Raw genomic sequence first — 2,813 nt, 5'->3', positions numbered from 1 at the left:
GAAGCTCGCCGTCATGGCCGGCGCCGGCGTCTTCGGGGTGCTGTGCATCGCGTACGGCGCGGGCCTCGTCCTCAACAACGACGACGTGCCGAAGGGCACGACCGTCCTCGGCGTCGACATCGGCGGCAGCTCCCGCGACCAGGCGGTGGCCAAGCTCGACGAGGCCGTCGAGGAGCGGACGAAGGCGCCGATCGTGCTCCGCGTCGGCGAGCAGGAGCAGAAGCTGACGCCGCAGTCGGCCGGCCTCGGCATCGACACCGCGGAGAGCGTCCGCTCGGCGATGGGCAGTGACTACAACCCGGTGTCCGTCATCGGCTCGCTCTTCGGCGGCTCCCGCGAGGTCGACCCGGCGATGGTCGACGACACCGACAAGCTCCGGGCCCAGCTGCAGGAGATCGCCGACGAGGCGGGCGGCGGCAAGGACGGCATGATCCGCTTCGTCGACGGCGAGGCCGTGCCCGTGAAGGGCGAGCCGCACGAGGCCGTGGACGTGGAGAAGTCCATGAGCGCGGTGCGGGCGGCGTTCGACGAGCGCGCGGCCGGCGGCGCGAACAAGCCGGTGACACTGCCGGTCTCGCAGCAGGAGCCGGCCGTCAGCCAGGCGGAGTTCGACACGGCGATGAACGGCTTCGCCGAGACGGCGATGTCGGGCTACGTCGCGGTGCAGGCGGGCGACCGCTACATCGAGTTCAGCCCGGAGCGCTCCATCTCCGAGTTCCTGACGATGCAGGCGACGCCGGACGGCAAGCTGGCGCCGAAGTTCGACCTGGAGAAGCTGGAGGCGCTGTACGGCAGCACCTTCGACGGCCTCCTCGTCCAGCGCGGCGACGGCAGCAAGACGGAGATCACGCCGAACGACGTGGCGAGCGCCATGATGGGCCCGCTGCGCGAGACCGACCCGGAGAAGCGGGTGGGGGTCATCGACATCGCGTGACGCCTGGCGCGTGACCGCCTCCGGCACGGGCGGCCGGGAGGGGACGAGGCGCCGACGACGTACGAGGAGGGCCCCGCGGCAGGGCGGATCCAAGGGGTCGTCGCAACACGCGGTGAGTTGATCAAGCCGTGAGTAGTTTAGCCAGGCGCTCGGCTGGGGTTTCCCAGTCGAGCGTCTTGCGTGGGCGGCTGTTGAGTTCGGCGGCGACTGCGGCCAGGCGGTCGGGGGTGTGGACCGACAGGTCGGTGCCTTTGGGGAAGTATTGCCGCAGGAGGCCGTTCGTGTTCTCGTTCGAGCCGCGCTGCCAGGGGCTGCCGGGGTCGCAGAAGTAGACCGGGATGTCGGTGGCGATGCTGAAGGCGTGATGGGCGGCCATCTCGCTGCCCTGGTCCCAGGTCAGGGACCGCTTCAGGTGCGGCGGGAGGGTCTGGACCGTGTCCGTCAGCGCCGTGAGCACGGCCGCCGCGCTGTGGTCGGTGGGCAGGTGGACGAGCATCAGGTAGCGGGTGCTGCGTTCGACCAGGGTGGCGATGGCGGAGCGGGAGTTGCGGCCGACGATGAGGTCGCCTTCCCAGTGGCCGGGGATGGCGCGGTCGGCGGCCTCGGCGGGCCGTTCGCTGATCATCACCATGGGGTGTGAGTAGCGCGCCTGACGCCTGGCGGCATGGCGGTGCGGGCGGCGCATGGCCCGCCCGGTGCGCAGGGCGCGGGTCAGCTCGCGGCGCAGTTCACCGCGGCCCTGGACGTAAAGGGCCTGGTAGATGGTCTCGTGGGTCACGTGCATCTCCGGCCGGTGGGGGAAGCGCCTGCGCAGAGCGTGACAGATCTGCTCGGGACTCCAGCACAGGGTCAGATGCCTTTGGATGAAGTCCCGCAGTTCCTGGTTCTGGCCGATCTTCCCGGGCTTGGGGCGCGGCCGGCGGGCCATCGCGCGGGCCTGGGCGGCGTGGGGCCGGTACTGGCCGTTCACGGGGTGCCGGTTGCGGCGTATCTCCCGGCTGATCGTCGACGGGCTGCGGCCCAGCTCAGCCGCGATGGCCCGGACCGTAGCCTTCTCACGCAGCCGGTCGGCGATGTGCATGCGGTCCGCCTCGCCCAGATAGCGCGAGGGAGCCGGCGTCGCCTCAACGGGCGGCGGCACCACCGCGTTGATCGGTGGTGCCGCCTTGTTCTTACCCGAGGCGCCGCGCCCGTTCCGCCATCTCTTGCCCGTCCGGACGTTGATCCCGATGACCTGGGCAGCCCCGGAGTAACTCATTCCTTGATCCACAAGCCGAAGGTATGCCTCCCGCTCCTGGACCAGCTTCCTGGGCCCCTGCGGCCTCCGGCCCTCCCGGATCTTGAAGTCCATCGCCACCCCTGAACTGGGTGTTGCAACGACCACTAGAACCCAAGCAGCGCCGCGGGGCCCTCCTCCGTTGGGCGGGGCGTCAGGCGTTGCGGCGCTTGCGGGCCACCACGACGGCCCCGGCGCCGAGGGCGGCGAGACTGCCGATGCCGGAGGCGAGCGGAAGCCAGATGTCGGCACCGGTACGGGGCAGTTGAGCGGCGCCGGCGCGGGCATCGTCGGAGTAGCCGGACGGGGCGGTACGGCTGTCGGGCGGCTCGAACCCGCCGCCGGCCTCGTCGGTCTCGTCGGCCGAACGGTCGGGGACGGACTCGTCGACGTCGGGGGCTTCGAAAACAGGCGCTTGGGCGCCGGGGGCTGCCGGGCCGGAGGGCTCGGCGCCGGGGGCTTCCGAGCCGGGAGACCCTGCACCGGGGGTCGCGGAGCCGGAGACCTCGGCACCGGGGACCTCGACGCCGGGGACTGCGGCACCGGGAGCCTCGGGAACATGAGCCTGCGCGGCGGGAGGTCGGGCCGCCGGGGCCTCGGCCA

At 71.8% G+C, this 2,813-nt stretch carries 3 protein-coding genes; 1 reads left to right on the top strand and 2 read right to left on the bottom strand.

Annotation, left to right across the window (positions count from 1 at the left end):
* Nucleotides 1-934: peptidoglycan binding domain-containing protein (locus H5J30_RS25575; RefSeq protein ID WP_508470712.1), on the top strand; the 934-nt coding region annotated here is incomplete at its 5' end.
* Between the two features lie 121 nt (nucleotides 935-1,055).
* On the opposite strand, the gene H5J30_RS25570 is transcribed toward H5J30_RS25575, so the two are convergent.
* Together H5J30_RS25570 and H5J30_RS25565 are read right to left on the bottom strand one after the other, a co-directional pair.
* Entirely contained in the window at nucleotides 1,056-2,192 is a 1,137-nt protein-coding gene (locus tag H5J30_RS25570) for an IS30 family transposase (protein ID WP_181789706.1), read from the bottom strand.
* Nucleotides 2,193-2,364: 172 nt separating this feature from the next.
* A partial coding sequence (locus H5J30_RS25565) for an LPXTG cell wall anchor domain-containing protein (RefSeq protein ID WP_181789705.1) occupies nucleotides 2,365-2,813 on the bottom strand: 449 nt, incomplete at its 5' end.

This window comes from Streptomyces phytophilus, from assembly GCF_013870535.1.
In the GTDB taxonomy this organism is placed as follows: Bacteria; Actinomycetota; Actinomycetes; order Streptomycetales; family Streptomycetaceae; genus Streptomyces; species Streptomyces phytophilus.
This window is presented reverse-complemented; position numbering and strand designations above follow the sequence as displayed.

Coding starts and splice junctions, on each gene's coding strand:
- H5J30_RS25570 (WP_181789706.1), bottom strand. CDS start 2,192: ATGAGTTACTCCGGGGCTGCCCAGGTCATCGGGATCAACGTCCGGACG.